Here is a 15,803-nt window from a genome sequence, read left to right as displayed (position 1 = left end):
GACGTGCAGCTGCCCGGTCGCGCCGAGTGGGGCCCGGAGGGCTTCGCGCAGGCGCGACGGATCAGCTCCGCGCAGGTCGGGGACGGCAGGTGGCCGCGGTGCGATCCGGAGGATCGCGGTGTGACGACGGTGCGATCCGGAGGGTCGCGGTGTGACGACGGTGCGATCCGGAGGATCGCGATGTAATGGGCGGCGATGAGCACCCCCGAGCAACTCTCCGCCGACAACCCGCTGGCCACCCCGTCCGAGCTGCCGTTCCGGCTGCCCCCGTTCGCCGGCATCACGCTCGAGCACTGCCGGGAGGCGCTGCTGGCGGGGATGGCCGAGCAGCGCCGGGAGGTCGCGGCGCTGCTGGCCTCGGACGAGGAGCCGACCTTCGAGAACACGCTCGTGGCTCTGGAGCGGTCGGGCGCGCTGCTCGACCGCGCCTGGTCGGTGTTCGGCAATCTGTCGTCGTCGGTCGCCACGCCCCGGCTGCGGGAGATCGAGCGGGAGATCGCCCCGCTCGCCGCGGCCCACGATGACGCCCTCCGGCTCGACCCGGCGCTGTTCGCACGCATCGACGTCGTGCACGCCGCGCGGGAGTCCGCCGGGCTGGACGCGGAGTCGGTCCGGCTGGTGGAGCGGTACCACCTCGACTTCGTGCTCGCCGGTGCCCGGCTCGACGACGCCGGGCGCACCCGGCTCGGCGAGCTCAACCAGCAGCTCTCCGAGCTGTCGACGACGTTCGGGCAGAACCTGCAGCTGGCCACCGAGGCCGCGGCAGTGCGGGTGGCCGACGCCGCGGAGCTCGACGGGCTGGGCGACGAGGAGGTCGCCGCCGCGGCGCGTGCCGCCGCCGACCGCGGCCTCGAGGGATACCTGCTCACGCTCGTGCTGCCCACCGGCCAGCCCGTGCTGACCAGGCTGCGCGACCGGGAGCTGCGGCGCCGGGTGTTCGAGGCGTCGGTGGGCCGGGCGTCGGCGGGGGAGCGCGACAACCGGCCGGTCGCCGAGCGCATCGCCCGGCTGCGGGCCGAACGGGCCCGGCTGCTGGGCTTCGACACCCACGCCGACCTCGTGCTCGCCGACTCGACCGCGCGCACCACCGCCGCGGTCGACGAGATGCTCCGCTCGATGGTGCCGGCCTCGGTGGCCAACGCCGAGGCGGAGGCCGACGTGTTGCGCGAGCTGGCCGCCCGCGACGGCGTCGAGCTGGCGGCGTGGGACTGGGCGTACTACAGCGAACGCGTGCGCGCGGAGCGGTACGCCGTCGACACCACCGCGCTGCGGTCGTGGTTCGAGCTGGACCGGGTGCTGGTCGACGGTGTCTTCCGGGCGGCCGAGCTGCTGTACGGGTTCCGGTTCACCCCGCGGGCCGACCTCGCCGGCTACCACCCCGACGTCCGGGTCTGGGAGGTCACCGACGCCGACGGCGCCGAGATCGGGCTGTACCTGGGTGACTTCTTCGCCCGGGAGGGCAAGCGCGGCGGGGCGTGGATGAGCTCGTTCGTGCGCCAGTCCCGGCTGCTGGGCACCCGCCCGGTCGTCGTCAACAACCTCAACGTGACCCGGGCGCCGGCCGGCCGGCCCACGCTGCTGACCCTGGACGAGGTGAACACGCTCTTCCACGAGTTCGGCCATGCGCTGCACGGGCTGAGCTCGGCGGTCACCTACCCGCGCTTCGCGGGCACCGCCGTGCCGCGGGACTTCGTGGAATTCCCCAGCCAGGTGAACGAGATGTGGGCGCTCTGGCCTGAGGTGCTCGCGCACTACGCCCGCCACGTCGACACCGGGGAGCCGCTGCCGGCCTCGGTGGTGGGCTCGATCGACGCCGCCCGGCTGTGGGGCGAGGGTTTCGCGACCCTGGAGTACCTGGCCGCCACGCTGCTCGACCAGGCCTGGCACCGCCTCACCCCCGACACCGAGGTGGGCGACCCGGTGGAGTTCGAGCGGGCGGCCCTCGCCGGGGCCGGTGTCGCCTCGGACCTGGTGCCGCCGCGCTACCGGACGACCTACTTCCAGCACGTCTTCGCCGGCGGCTACTCGGCCGGCTACTACTCCTACATCTGGTCGGAGGTGCTCGACGCCGACACCGTGGAGTGGTTCAAGGAGAACGGCGGCCTGCGCCGGGAGAACGGGGACGCCTTCCGGCAGCGGCTGCTCGCCGTCGGCGGTTCGGTCGACCCGCTGGACGCCTTCCGCGCCGTCCGCGGCCGGGACGCCGACCCGGGGCCGCTGCTCCGGAGGCGTGGCCTCGCGCAGTCGTGACCGGCTCCGGGATCAGGTGACCTGATCGTGGCGCGTCCTCCCTCATGGTGGGCGGTGAGGGACGACGCGCTGCGGTGAGGGTGGACGGCTCCTGGCCGCGGTGCGATCCGGAGGATCGCAGTGTCACAGCCAGGGCAGCGAGAGGACCAGGTCCAGGTCGTCGGGGGCCTCGCCGTCGCGCACCAGCCGGTTGGGCTGGCGGTGGCCGCACGCCGTGCAGCGGTGGACCACCTGCCAGCCCTTGCCCGACTTCTCCACCAGCCCGACCGGCTCCATGGGCTGCCGGCACCCGCTGGCCCGGTCACCGGGCAGGTCGTCGACGTGCAGCGACCACAGGCAGTACGGGCAGTGGTTGCGGTAGTGCCCGTCGGTGTTGGCCGGCACCGGCGCGGTGCAGTGCACGCACGCGAAGCCGGTGTTCTCCGCCCGCCGGGAGCGGGCGCGTGGCGCGCTCACCGGGACGCTCAGGGGACGAACGGCTCGACCGCGACCACCTCGACGGTCATGTCCTTGCCGTTCGGGGCCTGGTAGGTCACCGAGGTGCCGGGGGCGGCGCCCATGATCGCCGAGCCGAGCGCCGACTCGGGGGAGTAGACGGTGAGCTCCGTGGTGCCCGCGATCTCCCGCGACCCGAGCAGGAACTTCTCGGTGTCGTCGTCGCCGGCGAACCTGATCGTGATGACCGTGCCCAGGGCGGCGTCCGTGGCGGTCTTCGGGGCGTCACCCACGCGGGCCTTGCGGAGCAGGTCGGTGAGCTGGCGGATCCGGCCCTCCTGCTTGCCCTGCTCCTCCTTGGCGGCGTGGTAGCCGCCGTTCTCCTTGAGGTCGCCCTCCTCGCGGCGGGCGTTGATCTCGGCGGACATGGCCGGGCGGTTCGCCACCAGCTGGTCGAGCTCGGCCTTCAGCCGGTCGTGGGCCTCCTGGGTCAGCCAGATGCCCTGTTCCTGCTCGTCAGTGGGGGTGGACACGTGGGTACTCCTGAAAACTCGGGAGGCCGCCCCCGTGTGGGAGCGGCCGCTGGTCGAACGGCCAAGCTAACACCGCGGCGCGGGCGGGTGCACCGCTGCGGCGGTCGTCGCTGGTTGCGGAACCGTAGCGCACCGCTGGGTGACGGAGGACACGTTCCGCCCGTACGGGTGGCTGACCTGCGAGTCGTCGCCCACACCCGGGTGGGGGTCCGCCACCACCGCCGCCCGGCGAGGGACACTGTGCGCGTGACCGATCCCGACCAGTTGCGCCTGCTCGCCGTGCACGCTCATCCGGACGACGAGTCGAGCAAGGGCGCCGCCACGATGGCGAAGTACGTCGCCGAGGGTGTCCGCGTCCTGGTGGCCACCGCCACCGGGGGCGAGCGCGGCTCGGTGCTCAACCCGGCGATGGACCGGCCCGAGGTGTGGGATCGGCTCCCGCAGATCCGGGTCGAGGAGATGGCGCGGGCCCGCGAGATCCTCGGGGTCGAGCAGGAGTTCCTGGGCTTCGTCGACTCCGGCCTGCCCGAAGGCGACCCGCTGCCCCCGCTGCCCGAGGGCTGCTTCGCCCTGCTGCCGGTCGAGGAGGCCGCGGCGCCGCTGGTCGCGCTCATCCGGCGGTTCAGGCCGCAGGTGATGACCACCTACGACGAGCGCGGCGGCTACCCGCACCCGGACCACATCAAGACCCACGGGATCTCGGTGCACGCCTTCGAGGCGGCCGGCGATCCCGACCGGTACCCCGAGCTCGGCGAGCCGTGGCAGGTGAGCAAGCTCTACTACCACATGAGCTTCACGCTGCCGCGCACGAAGGCGCTGCACGAGGCCATCCTGGCCACCGGCTCGGAGTCCCCGTACGCCGAGTGGCTGGCCAAATGGGACCCGGCGCACGACATCTCCCACCGGGTCACCACCCGCGTCCCGTGCGGCGAGTACTTCCCGGTGCGCGATGCTGCGCTGATCGCGCACGCCACCCAGATCGATCCGCTGGGCCGCTGGTTCGCCTGCCCGGTGGAGACCCAGCAGCAGGTGTGGCCCACCGAGGACTACGAGCTGGCCCGCTCGCTGGTCGACACGCCCACCCCGGAGGACGACCTGTTCACCGGCATCCGCAGCGAGGTGACCGCCCGATGACCACCACGACCCTGATGGTGCTCTCCGTCGCCCAGCAGCAGGCCCCCCAGGACGTCGGCAAGTCCGGCCCGTTCGGGCTGCTGCTGCTCGTGCTGCTGCTCCTCGCCACCGCCCTGCTGGTGAAGTCGATGAGCGGCCACCTGAAGCGGCTGCCGCGCAGCTTCGACGAGGCCGACCGGGTCGTCGTCCCCGACTCGCCCGCGGGGCTGGACGAGGACCGCGACGAGCCCGGTCAGGAGCTCCTCGACACGCTGCGCCGGGCGCCGCTGGCCATCGAGCCCCCCCGGCGCGACGACGGCGACCGGCGCTGAGCCTGCGGGCCGGGGCGGCGGAACGTCCGCCCCGGTCGCGCCGTTGACCCGGGCGTGATCTCCGTCGTCCGCAGGCTCCTGCCCGTGCCCCTCGCCGTCGTCGTCCTGGCCGGGTGCGGTGGTGCCGAGCCGGCCTCCACCGGGTCCGCGGTGCTCCCCGCCGAGCAGGTGTTCGCCGAGGCGCCGGTCGTGGTGCCCGATCCGTCGGGGACGTCGGCGACGCTGCAGGTCACCACGGAGGTCGACATGGCCTGCGCGGTGGTGTTCGGGCGCGAGGAGTCCCTCGGCGACGGGATCGCAACGGATGCCGACATGGGCGGTGGCGCGCACGCGGAGCACCAGGCGGTCATGCGCGGGCTCGAGCCCGGCACCGAGTACTTCTACCGGGTCCAGGGCTCCGGCGCCGACGGCCGCCTCTACCGCAGCGAGCTGATGACCTTCCGGACGCCGGACGCGGAGGTCGCCGAGGTGCCGCGGGAGAACGCCGCGCTCGGCGCGGAGGTCGTCGACGTCAGCTCCGAGTTCTCCGACGCCTTCGCCGCGGGCAACGCCGTGGACGGCGACCTGGGCACCGAGTGGTCCAGCGACGGCGACGGCGACGACGCGTCGATCACCCTGGACCTCGGGCGGGCCGTCGACGTGGTGGGGCTGACCCTGCGCAGCCGCTCGATGAGCGACGGCACGTCGGTCGTCGAGACGTTCACCGTCACCGTCGACGACGGGCAGACCTACGGGCCCTTCGAGGCGGGCGCGGCCGTCGTCGTCGACGAGGCCGACTTCACCGGGCGCGTGCTGCGGTTCGACGCGGAGACCACCACCGGTGGCAACACCGGTGCGGCCGAGATCGAGGTCTACGAGGTTTCCTGAGCCCGGACGCGCGGACGCCCCGGCCCGCGCGTGGCGGACCGGGGCGTCGTGGCGCGGGTGCTGCTTACCGCAGGTCGAAGCGGTCCAGCTCCATGACCTTGACCCAGGCGGCGACGAAGTCGCGCACGAACAGCTCCTGGGCGTCGTCGGCCGAGTAGACCTCGACGATGCCGCGCAGGATGGCGTTCGAGTTGAACACCAGGTCGGCGGCGGTGGCCGTGCGGACGACGTTCCCGCCGGCGTCCAGGCCCTCGTAGACGCCCTCGGTGTCGACCGAGGTGCGCCACTGGATGCCCAGGTCGAGCAGGTTGCGGAAGAAGTCCTGCGTGAGGACGCCCGGGCGGTCGGTGAAGACGCCGTGCTGCACGCCGCCGGTGGTGGCGCCGAGCACCCGCAGACCGCTGACCAGCAGCGTCATCTCCTTGGCCGTGAGCTCGAGCATGTAGGCCCGGTCGACCAGCAGGGTCTCCGGCTCGAGCTTGCTGCCCGGGGAGACCCAGTTGCGGAAGCTGTCGGCCCGCGGCTCGAGCCAGCGGAAGTTGTCGACGTCGGTCTGCTCCTGCGAGGCGTCGGTGCGGCCCGGGTGGAACGGGACGGTGACCTGCACGCCGGCGTCCGCCGCCGCCTTCTCCACGGCCGCGCTGCCGCCGAGCACGATGAGGTCGGCCAGCGAGACCCGCTTGCCCGTCTCGGACTCGAACGACTGCTTGACCTGCTCCAGGACCGGCAGCACGTCCTGGACACCCGCGTTGACCGCCCACCCGATCTGCGGCTCGAGGCGCAGCCGGGCGCCGTTGGCACCGCCGCGCTTGTCGGTGCCGCGGTAGGAGGCGGCCGCGGACCAGGCGGTGTGCACCAGCTGGGACACGGTCAGGCCGGAGGCGAGCAGGCGCTGCTTGAGGTCGGCGACCTCGGCCTCGCCGACCAGCTCGTGGTCGACCGCGGGCACCGGGTCCTGCCAGATCAGGTCCTCGGCGGGGACGTCCGGGCCCAGGTAGCGGCTCTTCGGGCCCATGTCGCGGTGCAGCAGCTTGAACCAGGCGCGGGCGTACGCGTCGGCGAAGTACTCGGGGTCGTCGTAGAACCGCTGGGAGATCTCGCGGAAGCCCGGGTCCTTGATGAGGGCGAGGTCGGTGGTCGCCATCATCGGCGGGTTCTTCTTGCCCTCGATGTGGGCGTCGGGCACGAGCTCCTGCGCCTCGGGGTTCGAGGGCTTCCACTGCTTGGCGCCGGCGGGGCTCTCGGTGAGCTCCCACTCGTAGCTGAACAGCATCTCGAAGTAGGTGTTGTCCCAGGTGGTCGGCGTCGGCGTCCAGGCGCCCTCGAGACCGCTGGTGATGGTGTCGGCGCCCTTGCCGGTGCCGTGCTGGCTGATCCAGCCCAGGCCGTTGCCGTGCACCGGGCAGCCCTCGGGCTCCGGGCCGACGAGCTCGGGGTTGCCGGCGCCGTGGGTCTTGCCGAAGGTGTGGCCGCCGGCGATGAGGGCGACGGTCTCCTCGTCGGTCATGCCCATGCGGCTGAAGGTGACGCGGATGTCGTGGGCGGAGGCGACCGGGTCGGGCTGGCCCTTGGGGCCTTCCGGGTTGACGTAGATCAGGCCCATGGTGACGGCCGCGAGGTGGCCCTCGTCGAGGTCGAGCGGTGCGTTGTCGGCGTAGCGCTCGTCGCCGAGCCAGGTGTCCTCCGGGCCCCAGAAGACCTCCTGGGGCTGCCAGGTGTCCTCACGGCCGAAGGCGAAACCGAAGGTCTTCAGGCCCATGTCGTCGTGCGCGACGTTGCCGGCGAGCACGAGCAGGTCGGCCCAGGAGAGCTTGCGGCCGTACTTCTGCTTGATCGGCAGCAGCAGGCGGCGGGCCTTGTCCAGGTTGGCGTTGTCCGGCCAGCTGTTGAGCGGGGCGAAGCGCTGGGCGCCCTCGCCGCCGCCGCCGCGACCGTCGGCGATGCGGTACGTGCCGGCGGCGTGCCACGACATCCGGATGAACAGCGGGCCGTAGTGGCCCCAGTCGGCCGGCCACCAGTCCTGCGAGGTGCGCATCACCTCGGCGACGTCGCGCTTGACCGCCTCGACGTCGAGCGTCGCGAACTCGGCCTGGTAGTCGAAGTCCGCACCCAGCGGGTCGGAGTCCTTCGAGGGCTTGTTGAGCACCGACAGGTCGACCTGGTTGGGCCACCAGTCCCGGTTGCTCTGGGGACGGCGGTTCGTGACCTGTGTCGGCGACGGGATCGCCGGGTTCTCGCTCTCGCTCGTGCTGTCGGTGACGACCTTGTTGGTCTCGTCCTTCACGGGATGTGCCTTCCTGGAGGTGGGCGGAACGGGGTCGGTTCAGGCGGTGGCGCAGGCGGGGCAGCGGCCCCAGAAGACGACCTCGGCCTCGTCGACGACGAAGCCGGCGTCGTGGGACGGGGTGAGGCACGGAGCGGCGCCGACCGAGCAGTCGACGTCGACGATCGCGCCGCAGTCGCGGCAGACCAGGTGGTGGTGGTTGTCGCCCACGCGGGCCTCGTACCGGGCCACCGATCCCTGCGGCTGGATCCGCCGCACGAGGCCGCTGTCGGTGAGGACGCGCAGGACGTCGTAGACCGCCTGGTGCGAGACCGCGCCCAGCCGGTCGCGGGCGGCGGCGATCAGGGCGTCGGTGTCGAGGTGCGGGTGCGCGTGGACGGCGTCCAGCACCGCCAGCCGCGGGCGGGTGACGCGCAGGCCCACGGCGCGCAGCTCGCGGCCGAGTTCCACGGAGTCGGGCACGGGGTCATCCTGACGGCTTTTCTGGATCAGATCCAGTCTTTCCCGAAAGTCGTGCCGAGCAGCACATCCGGCGCGCGCCCCTCGTCCGCTCTGGGCGCAGTGGCGACCCTCGCCGAGGAACGCGAGCGGGATTACGCTGCAACGGTGTAATCACTGCGCACCGGGAGGTCGCCATGCACGGACACCGTTTCGCCGACGCACCCCTGGGTCCGGGCTTCGGCCGGGGCCGTGGCCGCGGGCCACGGGGGCGGGGTCAGGACGTCCCACCGCCGGTGGACCGCACGGAGCTCGCCGGCTGGTTCGCCGGGCGGCTGCCCGACGACTGGTTCACCGGCCCCGTCGAGCTCACCGTCGACCGCGACGAGATCACCGTCGTCGGCACCCTGGCGGAGCCGGCGGCGGGTGAGGGCGACGCCGCCGCCGCCCGCGCCGGCCGGATCGAGCGGTTCCGGGAGGAGACCCGGGGCCGCCGGATGGCGATCGCCGACGCCGCGCAGGAGCGCTACGGCCGTTCGGTGGCGTGGGGTGCGGCCTGCGGGGACACCCGTCAGCTGTTCACCCACGCGTCCGTGCCGGTCATGACCCGCCTGCGGCAGCCCGAGCGGCTGGTGCTCGACACGCTGGTCGACGCCGGGGTCGCCCGGTCGCGGTCGGAGGCGCTGGTCTGGGCGGTGCGCCTGGTGGGCCGGCACGCCGACGACTGGCTCACCGAGCTGCGCGAGGCCATGGCCTCGGTCGAGAAGGTCCGCGGCAGGGGGCCGCAGTAGTAGAAGGACCACCCTTCCCCCCACGCCTCGCACGCTCGGCCCGGGCCCCTGAAGGGCGGCCGTACCGGTGGGTCGCCGGCTCGGGGACACTGGGCGGCGTGCCCGCCGCCGCCCGCCCTGCAGCCACCGACGTCCTCGTGGTGGGCGCGGGCCCGGCCGGGTCCGCGGCCGCCGCGTGGGCGGCCCGGGCCGGTCGCGACGTCGTGCTCGCCGACGCCGCCGTCTTCCCGCGGGACAAGACCTGCGGTGACGGGCTGACCCCGCGGGCCGTCGCCGAGCTGGACCACCTGGGCCTCGGGGAGTGGGCGCGGTCGAAGGCCCGCAACCGCGGCCTGCGGGCCGCCGGTTTCGGTCGGGAGTGGGAGCTGCCGTGGCCCGGTGGGGCGTTCCCCGACCACGGCAGCGCCGTGCCGCGGACCGAGCTGGACGCCCGCATCCGGCAGGCCGCGGTCGATGCGGGGGCGACCCCGGTCGACGGCGCCCGGGCCGTGGACGTCGAGCGCGACGGCGACCGCGTGCGGGCGGTGGTGTTCGAGGACGCCGACGGCGCGACGACGACGATCGGCTGCCGGCGGCTGGTCGTGGCCGACGGCGTCCGCTCGCCGCTGGGCCGGCTGCTGGGCCGGGAGTGGCACCGCGACACCGCGTACGGGGTGGCGGCGCGCAGCTACGTGCGCTCGGCGCGCAGCGACGACGAGTGGATCAGCTCGCACCTGGAGCTGCGCGGCACCGAGGGGGAGCTGCTGTCGGGCTACGGCTGGGTGTTCCCCCTGGGCCGGGAGGCGGGCGAGGTCAACCTGGGCGTGGGCACGCTGGCGACGGCGCGCCGGCCCGCCGGGGTGCAGCTCAAGGCGCTGCTGGAGTTCTACGCCGAGACCCGGCGCGCGGAGTGGCAGCTGGAGGGTCCGGTCCGGGACGTGACCTCGGCGCTGCTGCCCATGGGCGGGGCGGTGTCCGGCGTGGCCGGCCGCAACTGGGCGCTCGTCGGCGACGCGGCCGGCTGCGTGAACCCGCTCAACGGCGAGGGGATCGACTACGGCCTGGAGACCGGCCGGATGCTCGCCGGGCTGCTCGCCGAGGACGACTGGACGGCGGCGTGGCCGGCGACCCTGGGGCGGCACTACGGCGAGGCGTTCTCCATCGCGCGGCGCCTGGCCGGGCTGCTCACCGTGCCCCGGTTCCTGCCGCGGGCCGGCCCGATCGGCATGCGCTCGCGTCCGCTGATGACGGTGGCGCTGCGGGTCATGGGCAACCTCGTCTCCGACGAGGACCGCGACCTCGTCGCCCGTGCCTGGCGGACGGCGGGACGGCTGTCGGTGCGCCTGGACGACCGCAAGCCCTTCTCCTGATCGCCCGGCCGAGCGGGGCCCGGAGGGCTCCCGAGGGCGGGTGAGGCTTGTCGGTCGTCAGGAGTGGGGGGCCGGAGGCTCCCCCGAGTGGCGACGTGATGCGCTCAGCTCAACGGGGGAACGGCACGTGGTCGCGGTGCGGTCCGGAGGACCGCGATGTCACGGGACGGCTCCTGGTGGCGGTGTCTGACGGAGTCAGACAAAAGGAGAGCTGTACACCGCGAAGTACACCGCGATGTAGTGGCAGATCGCCGCGACGACGGTCATCGCGTGGAAGACCTCGTGGTAGCCGAAGGTGCCCGGCCACGGGTTGGGCTTCTTGATGCCGTAGGCGATACCGCCCAGGGTGTAGAGCACGCCGCCGACGGCCAGCAGCACCAGCGAGGCGACGCCGGCGATGTGCAGGATGTCGGTGAGCACGAAGACCGCGACCCAGCCCAGCCCGATGTACAGCGGTACACCCACCCAGCGGGGCGCCGTCGGCCAGGTCATCTTCAGCGTCACGCCGGCCAGCGCCCCGGCCCACACCCCGCCGAGCACCCAGAAGCCGAGGGGCTGGTCGACGGCGAGCAGCGCGAACGGCGTGTAGGTGCCGGCGATGAACAGGAAGATCATCGAGTGGTCGAGCCGCTTCATGATCTTCCAGCCGCGCGGTGACCAGCGCCGCCGGTGGTAGAGCGCGCTGATGCCGAAGAGCCCGCAGATGGTGAGGCAGTAGACCGCGACCGACCACCCGGCGCGGGCGCCCTGGACGGAGGCCAGCGGGACGAGCACCGCGCCGGCCACGATCGCGCCGAAGAAGGAGAACAGGTGGATCCAGCCCCGCGCCCGCGGGCGGGTGTCAGGGTGCTCCCAGTCGTCGTCGTCGAAGTGGCCGGCGTCCCACGTGTGCTCGACCCGTTCGCCCTCGGCGACGACGGTCGCCACCGCCTGCGCGGCGGGAGCCTCGAGCTCCGAGCCGTCGGCCTCCACCCGGACTGCCGCGCGATCGGCGGGGGGGACGCTCATGCCCCGAGGTTACGGAGGGCCCGCTGTGCCGTCATCCGGTGCGGGCTGTGAGCTTGCTGCCAGCGCGCCGGCGCCACGGGCCGCCGCGCTCCCGGCCGGCGGGTGGCCGGGGGCCTAGGGTGACCGGCGTGGGGGTGCGTCGGCGGGTCCGTGACGCGCTCATCCAGGTGTACGAGCGGCGGCTGGCGCGGGCGCTGGTCGGCGCGGACGTGCCGCGGCACGTGGGCGTGATCATGGACGGCAACCGGCGGTGGGCGCGCGCCATCGGGCTGGAGGACGTCGCGCACGGGCACCGCCGGGGCGCGGCCAAGATCGCCGACCTGCTCGGCTGGTGCGACGACGCCGGGGTGCAGGTGGTCACCCTGTTCATGCTCTCGACCGACAACCTGCGCCGGCCCGCGTCCGAGCTCGACGCCCTGCTCGCGATCATCGAGGACGTCGCCGTCGACCTGTCGCGGCCGGATCGGCGCTGGCACATCCGCAGCATGGGGGCCCGGGAGGTGCTGCCGGCGCGCACCGTCGCCGTCCTCGAGCAGGCCGAGCGCGACACCTGCGACCGGCCGGGGGCGACTGTCAACCTGGCGGTCGGCTACGGCGGGCGGCGGGAGATCGCCGACGCCGTCCGCTCGCTGCTCAGCGAGCACGCGACCCGTGGCACGTCGCTGGAGGAGCTGGTGGAGGTGCTGGACGTCGAGCACATCGCCGAGCACCTCTACACGCGCGGCCAGCCCGATCCGGACCTGGTCATCCGCACCAGCGGGGAGCAGCGCATGTCGGGCTTCCTGCTGTGGCAGACGGCGAACGCCGAGTTCCATTTCACCGACGTCTACTGGCCGGACTTCCGCCGCGTCGACTTCCTGCGCGCGCTGCGCGACTACTCGGCCCGGCACCGCCGCTTCGGTGGGTGACGGCGGCTGCGAGACTGGCCGCCATGACCGCGGGAGCCCTCGACGTCGCCCTGGAGTACGTGCGGCTCGGGCTGCGCTTCGACCGCGTGGAGTCCGGCTTCGTCGACGCCTACACCGGGAACCCGCGCACCCGGGCGCAGGTCCTGGACGAGCCCGCGCCGACCCCCCGGCAGCTGCGGGACCGCGCCCGGGAGCTGCTGCGTGAGCTGGACGCCGCCGGGCTGCCCGACGACCGCGCCGCCTTCCTGCGCGGCCAGCTCACCGGCCTGGAGTGCAGCGCGCGGAAGATGAGCGGCGAGCCGGTCGGCTTCGTCGAGGAGGTGCGGGCCTACTTCCAGGTCGACGTCGAGCTGGGCGACGAGGCCGCCTACGCCGCCGCGCACGCGGAGCTGGACCGCCTGCTGCCCGGCGACGGCACCCTGGCTGACCGGTACGCCGCCCACCGGCGCCGCGAGGAGTGCCCGCCGGACCGGCTCGAGCCCGCGGTGCAGGCCCTGTCGAGCGCGCTGCGCGACCGGGTGCGCGGGCAGTACGGGCTCCCCGACGTCGAGACCGTCCGCTACGAGGTCGTCACCGACAAGCCGTGGTCGGGCTTCAACTACTACGAGGGCGGCTACCGGTCCCGGGTGGCGATCAACGCCGACCTGCCGCACCGGCTCTCCCAGCTCGCGCACCTGGTGGCCCACGAGTCCTACCCCGGGCACCACACCGAGCACTGCCGCAAGGAGCAGGGGCTCGTCGAGCGGTCGGGCCGGGTCGAGCACACCGTGTTCCTGGTGAACACGCCCGAGTGCCTCATGGCCGAGGGGCTGGCCGACCTCGGCGTCCCGGCGGCGATCGGCGAGGGTTGGGGGGCCTGGTCGGAGGAGATCCTCGGCGACCTGGGACTGCGGTTCGACGGTGTGCTGGCCGAGCGCATCGCCGTCGCTGCCGCGCCGCTCAACCGGGTCCGGCAGGACGCCGCGGTGCTGCTGCACGACCGGGGCGCCGACGCCGACGAGTTGGCGGCGTACCTGCAGCGGTGGGCGCTGGTGAGCCCGGAGCGCGCGCGGCAGCAGATCCGTTTCCTCACCGATCCGCTGTGGCGGGCCTACATCTCCACCTACGTCGAGGGGTACGACCTCCTCACCCGCTGGCTCGACGCGCGGCCGGCGGAGCAGCCGGTCGCCGACCGTTTCGCCCGCCTGCTCGACGAGCCGCTGACCCCGCAGCGGATCGCCGCCGAGATCCCGGCCGCCTGACCCGTGGCCGCCCGTTCCCCGGCCCGGGCCCGGTTCCTCGGACTGTGGACCGCGGGCTGGCTCGCCCTGCTCCTCGGGCTCGCTGTGGTCCGGTTCGGCGACCCCGCGGTGCAGTGGCCGGTCCTGCTGGTCCCGGTCCTGTGGGCGCTGGTCGCGCTGCGCCCCCGCCGTGCGGCGCGGGCCGGCCGGGGAGAGCGGCGCCGGGTGGCGGACGACGCGTGGCCGGACGAGGAGCGGGCGGACCAGGGCTGGGCGGAGGACCGGTGGGCCGACGACGACCGGTGGGACGACGGGTGGTCCACCGACGACGGCCGCTGGGAGGAGGAGCCGCACCGGTGGCCGCCGCCGGGGGAGCGGACCGACACCGTCGAGCGCCCGGCGGTGCGCCGGCGTTCCGACGGGAGCGACGGCCGCTGGTGACCGGCGGGCGCTGACGCCGTCGGTGAAACCGGTGGAACCTGTCGGTGGACGGGTGGATGCTGTCGCGCGTGATCCACGCCCGCGGCCTCGCCCGCACCTTCCGGAAGCGGAAGCAGGAGGTCCACGCCGTCGTCGGGGTCGACCTCGACGTCGCCCCCGGTGAGATCGTCGGCTTCCTCGGCCCGAACGGAGCCGGGAAGACGACGACCCTGCGCATGCTCACGACCCTGCTCGAGCCCACCGCCGGGACGGCCACCGTCGCCGGCTGCGACCTGCGGACCGACCCGGTGGGCGTGCGCCGCCGCATCGGGTACGTCTCGCAGAGCGGCTCCACGGCCCCGGAGGCGCGGGCGGGCGAGGAGGTGGTCGACCACGCCCGGCTCTACGGGATGAGCACCGCCGAGGCCACCGGGCGCGGCCGGCAGCTGTTCGCCGAGCTCGACCTGGACGGGCTCTGGGAGCGCCAGCCCAAGGCGATGTCCGGGGGCCAGCGCCGCCGGCTGGACATCGCGGTGGGCCTCATCCACGTGCCGGAGCTGGTCTTCCTCGACGAACCCACGACCGGCCTGGACCCGCAGGCGCGGGCGAACCTGTGGGAGCACATCCGCGGGCTGCGCGAGGGCCGCGGGACGACGGTCTTCCTCACCACCCACTACCTCGACGAGGCCGACGCCCTCTGCGACCGGATCATGGTCATCGACCACGGCGCGATCGTCGCCGAGGGCACCCCCGACCAGCTGAAGTCACAGGTGGGCGGTGACGTGCTCACCGTGACGGCGGAGCGGCCGGACCAGCTCGGCGAGGTGGCCCGCCTGGTCGGGGCGCTGCCGGGTGCCGAGCCGCCGCAGCTGCTCGCCGACCGGGTCGTGGGCCGGGTGCCGCACGGCGGCCGCGCGCTGGTGGAGCTGGTGCGCGCGCTGGACGCAGCCGACGTCGCCGTCAGCGGCATCGAGAGCCGCCGGCCCAGCCTGGACGACGTCTTCCTCGGCCTGACCGGCCGGTCGCTGCGCGAGTCCGGGGCCGCGCCGGCGGAGGCCGAGGCGGTGGCGGCCCGATGAGGACCCTGCTGCGCGACACCGGCACCGTCTTCGCCCGGGCGATGCGCATGTCGCTGCGCAACCCCGCCTGGCTGGTGATCAGCCTGATGCAGCCGATCCTCTACATCGTGCTGTTCGGGCCGCTGCTCGAGCCGCTGGCGCAGCAGCTCGGTCCGGGTGACGCCTACCAGATCTTCGTGCCCGGCATCTTGGTGCAGCTGGGCATGTTCGGCGCGCTGTTCGTCGGCTTCGGGCTCATCGCCGAGTGGCGGGCCGGGGTCATCGAGAGCCAGCGGGTCACCCCGGCCAGCCGCACGGCGCTGCTGCTGGGCCGGGTGCTCCGTGACGTCGTCGTGCTGATCACGCAGGGGGTCCTGCTCGTGCTGGTCGCGATCCCGCTCGGGCTGCGGGCACCGGTGGCCGGCGTCGCCCTGACCCTGGTCGTCGTGGCGCTGCTCGGGGCAGCGCTCGCCGCGGTGTCCTACGCGCTGGCGCTGACGCTGAAGAGCGAGGACGCGTTCGCGCCGCTGCTGAACGCGGTGGTGTTCCCCGTCGTGCTGCTCTCGGGCATCCTGCTGCCGATGACGCTGGCCCCGGGCTGGCTGCAGACCGTCAGCGACGTGAACCCCTTCAAGCACATCGTCGAGGCGGCGCGCGAGTTCTTCGTCGGCGGCTACGGCACCGCGACCGCCTGGTGGGGCGTCGCCCTCACCGTGCTGCTGGCGGTGCTCGGCTGGCTCTTCGGCGTGCGCCGGTTCCGCCGCGAGTCCAGCTGAGCGAGGGCCCCGTGTCCCCCG

16 protein-coding genes are annotated in these 15,803 nt (G+C 73.9%); 11 read left to right on the top strand and 5 right to left on the bottom strand.

Annotated features, from left to right (window positions below):
* Positions 1-195: 195 nt before the first annotated feature.
* On the top strand, positions 196-2,250 hold the full coding sequence (locus BMW62_RS10155) for a M3 family metallopeptidase (RefSeq protein ID WP_091930743.1): 2,055 nt from the start codon (positions 196-198) through the stop codon (positions 2,248-2,250).
* Positions 2,251-2,373: 123 nt separating this feature from the next.
* Here BMW62_RS10155 and BMW62_RS10150 read toward each other — a convergent pair whose 3' ends face one another.
* Both BMW62_RS10150 and greA read right to left on the bottom strand, forming a co-directional pair.
* Positions 2,374-2,706, bottom strand: coding sequence for an RNHCP domain-containing protein (locus BMW62_RS10150; RefSeq protein ID WP_170852315.1), 333 nt, complete (start codon positions 2,704-2,706; stop codon positions 2,374-2,376).
* Between the two features lie 8 nt (positions 2,707-2,714).
* Entirely contained in the window at positions 2,715-3,218 is a 504-nt protein-coding gene (greA, locus tag BMW62_RS10145; protein ID WP_091930742.1) for a transcription elongation factor GreA, read from the bottom strand.
* A 246-nt stretch (positions 3,219-3,464) separates the two neighbouring features.
* Here greA and mca point away from each other — a divergent pair, with 246 nt between their 5' ends.
* The 3 genes from mca to BMW62_RS10130 all read left to right on the top strand — a co-directional run bounded on the left by mca (position 3,465) and on the right by BMW62_RS10130 (position 5,530).
* Complete coding sequence (mca, locus tag BMW62_RS10140; RefSeq protein ID WP_091930803.1) at positions 3,465-4,352, top strand: mycothiol conjugate amidase Mca; 888 nt, start codon at positions 3,465-3,467, stop codon at positions 4,350-4,352.
* Entirely contained in the window at positions 4,349-4,663 is a 315-nt protein-coding gene (locus BMW62_RS10135; protein ID WP_091930741.1) for a hypothetical protein, read from the top strand. The genes mca and BMW62_RS10135 overlap by 4 nt, the downstream gene beginning before the upstream one ends.
* A gap of 84 nt (positions 4,664-4,747) precedes the next feature.
* A complete protein-coding gene (locus BMW62_RS10130; RefSeq protein WP_139206238.1) occupies positions 4,748-5,530 on the top strand; it encodes a discoidin domain-containing protein in 783 nt (260 codons plus the stop codon).
* Between the two features lie 64 nt (positions 5,531-5,594).
* On the opposite strand, the gene katG is transcribed toward BMW62_RS10130, so the two are convergent.
* Positions 5,595-7,814, bottom strand: coding sequence for a catalase/peroxidase HPI (katG, locus tag BMW62_RS10125; protein ID WP_091930739.1), 2,220 nt, complete (start codon positions 7,812-7,814; stop codon positions 5,595-5,597).
* 39 nt (positions 7,815-7,853) lie between these two features.
* Entirely contained in the window at positions 7,854-8,276 is a 423-nt protein-coding gene (locus BMW62_RS10120; RefSeq protein WP_091930738.1) for a Fur family transcriptional regulator, read from the bottom strand.
* A gap of 272 nt (positions 8,277-8,548) precedes the next feature.
* On the opposite strand from BMW62_RS10120, the gene BMW62_RS10115 reads away from it, so the two are divergent.
* On the top strand, positions 8,549-9,043 hold the full coding sequence (locus BMW62_RS10115) for a hypothetical protein (RefSeq protein WP_280138636.1): 495 nt from the start codon (positions 8,549-8,551) through the stop codon (positions 9,041-9,043).
* A 98-nt stretch (positions 9,044-9,141) separates the two neighbouring features.
* A complete protein-coding gene (locus BMW62_RS10110) occupies positions 9,142-10,392 on the top strand; it encodes a geranylgeranyl reductase family protein (protein WP_091930736.1) in 1,251 nt (416 codons plus the stop codon).
* 195 nt (positions 10,393-10,587) lie between these two features.
* On the opposite strand, the gene BMW62_RS10105 is transcribed toward BMW62_RS10110, so the two are convergent.
* Positions 10,588-11,400 (bottom strand): PAQR family membrane homeostasis protein TrhA, encoded by an 813-nt coding sequence (locus BMW62_RS10105; protein WP_091930735.1) that lies wholly within the window; start codon positions 11,398-11,400, stop codon positions 10,588-10,590.
* Between the two features lie 128 nt (positions 11,401-11,528).
* On the opposite strand from BMW62_RS10105, the gene BMW62_RS10100 reads away from it, so the two are divergent.
* The 5 genes from BMW62_RS10100 (at position 11,529) to BMW62_RS10080 (ending at position 15,782) form a co-directional block, all read left to right on the top strand.
* Positions 11,529-12,308, top strand: coding sequence for an isoprenyl transferase (locus BMW62_RS10100; protein WP_091930802.1), 780 nt, complete (start codon positions 11,529-11,531; stop codon positions 12,306-12,308).
* A 23-nt stretch (positions 12,309-12,331) separates the two neighbouring features.
* Positions 12,332-13,549: a DUF885 family protein gene (locus BMW62_RS10095; protein ID WP_091930734.1), complete on the top strand. Its 1,218-nt coding sequence runs from the start codon at positions 12,332-12,334 to the stop codon at positions 13,547-13,549.
* 3 nt (positions 13,550-13,552) lie between these two features.
* Positions 13,553-13,969, top strand: coding sequence for a hypothetical protein (locus tag BMW62_RS10090; protein WP_091930733.1), 417 nt, complete (start codon positions 13,553-13,555; stop codon positions 13,967-13,969).
* A 68-nt stretch (positions 13,970-14,037) separates the two neighbouring features.
* Entirely contained in the window at positions 14,038-15,027 is a 990-nt protein-coding gene (locus BMW62_RS10085) for an ATP-binding cassette domain-containing protein (RefSeq protein ID WP_091930801.1), read from the top strand.
* A complete protein-coding gene (locus BMW62_RS10080) occupies positions 15,024-15,782 on the top strand; it encodes an ABC transporter permease (RefSeq protein WP_091930732.1) in 759 nt (252 codons plus the stop codon). Before BMW62_RS10085 ends, BMW62_RS10080 begins: the two co-directional genes overlap by 4 nt.
* Positions 15,783-15,803: the final 21 nt, after the last annotated feature.

The sequence above is a fragment of the Blastococcus sp. DSM 46786 genome, from assembly GCF_900109665.1.
In the GTDB taxonomy this organism is placed as follows: domain Bacteria; phylum Actinomycetota; class Actinomycetes; order Mycobacteriales; family Geodermatophilaceae; genus Blastococcus; species Blastococcus carthaginiensis.
The sequence above is the reverse complement of the archived record's forward strand: the minus strand, read 5'-3'. Positions and strand labels throughout refer to the sequence as shown.

What these genes read in the sequence shown, in the direction of transcription:
- BMW62_RS10155 (WP_091930743.1), top strand. Translation starts at nt 196, where the DNA reads ATGAGCACCCCCGAGCAACTCTCCGCCGACAACCCGCTGGCCACCCCG.
- BMW62_RS10135 (WP_091930741.1), top strand. Translation starts at nt 4,349, where the DNA reads ATGACCACCACGACCCTGATGGTGCTCTCCGTCGCCCAGCAGCAGGCC.
- BMW62_RS10105 (WP_091930735.1), bottom strand. Translation starts at nt 11,400, where the DNA reads ATGAGCGTCCCCCCCGCCGATCGCGCGGCAGTCCGGGTGGAGGCCGAC.
- BMW62_RS10095 (WP_091930734.1), top strand. Translation starts at nt 12,332, where the DNA reads ATGACCGCGGGAGCCCTCGACGTCGCCCTGGAGTACGTGCGGCTCGGG.
- BMW62_RS10080 (WP_091930732.1), top strand. Translation starts at nt 15,024, where the DNA reads ATGAGGACCCTGCTGCGCGACACCGGCACCGTCTTCGCCCGGGCGATG.